At 44.3% G+C, this 977-nt stretch carries 1 protein-coding gene; it reads right to left on the bottom strand.

Annotated features, from left to right (window positions below):
- Nucleotides 1-83: 83 nt before the first annotated feature.
- Nucleotides 84-872: an IclR family transcriptional regulator gene (locus tag AB4329_RS18880; protein WP_004731927.1), complete on the bottom strand. Its 789-nt coding sequence runs from the start codon at nucleotides 870-872 to the stop codon at nucleotides 84-86.
- Nucleotides 873-977: the final 105 nt, after the last annotated feature.

The raw sequence follows: 977 nt of genomic DNA, 5'->3' as shown, positions 1-977 counted from the left end.
TAGCTCGTTAGCTCGTTAGTTCGTTAGTGCTTAAGTTGTTGCTTTCGAAGCGATAGCCACTCGAAGCGGTCTAAGAAAATGACCTATTGTTGACTCCAATTATCAGACTCTATTTTCGCTAGCGCTTTTGCGGCTTTCTGAAGAGCGGGTAGGTACTTTATCGCTTCATCAGGCTTGACTCGAATTACAGGCGCTTGTATCGCTAGGCCGAGGTTTGATTGACCCGTAGATGATGGGATCAGCACGGCGATACAGACTAAGCCCGGCAAAAACTCTTCGTCATCAATCGCAAAGCCTTGGATTTTAGCTTCTTCGATGTCTTTCTCTAACATCGAATAGTCTGTAATGGTGTTCACTGTGTATTGAGTCAGTGGCACATTTTCAATTAATCGTCTGCGCTGTGACTTAGACATGTGCGCCAAAAACAGTTTTCCGCTTGCTGAGCAATGTACTGGGACGCGAGAGCCTGGGTGTAGATGAAAACGAAGGGGTGCTTCAGTTTCTGCGCGATCAAGATAGATGATCTCGCCACTTGATAGCGCCGTTAGGTTACAGCTTTCACCAACTTCTGCTCTCAGGTTTTCAAGAATAGTGCGTCGGGCACTGTGCATGGTGCTATTCAACAATAGGTTTTCGGCAAGCTTTCTGAGTCGAATACCTGAGCTGTAGTGCTTCTCATCGCCGTCTCTTTGAATAATGCCTGCCGCTTCTAACTGCTGAAGCATTCGGTGCAGCGTAGGTTTTGGCAGTCCAGTTTCTTCGACTAATCCTTGAAGAGAAATAAACTCGTCTTTTTGCGCTATCACCTCTAATAGTGCAAAAAGTCGGAGAGTCGGTGTATCCCCTTGAACTGGTGGTGTTTCTGTTTGCATATAATGATCCATCCTTGCGATATGTCTATGCCTAAGAGTGTACATACCAAATCATTATTCTTCAATTATCTGAATAAAATTTGACCTTTTTTATTATTCCAATAA

Origin of the sequence: Vibrio sp. 10N.261.54.A5 (genome assembly GCF_041471145.1) — a bacterium.
GTDB lineage: Bacteria > Pseudomonadota > Gammaproteobacteria > Enterobacterales > Vibrionaceae > Vibrio > Vibrio crassostreae_C.
Note: the sequence above shows the minus strand (reverse complement) of the source record. Positions and strands in the feature narration are given on the sequence as shown.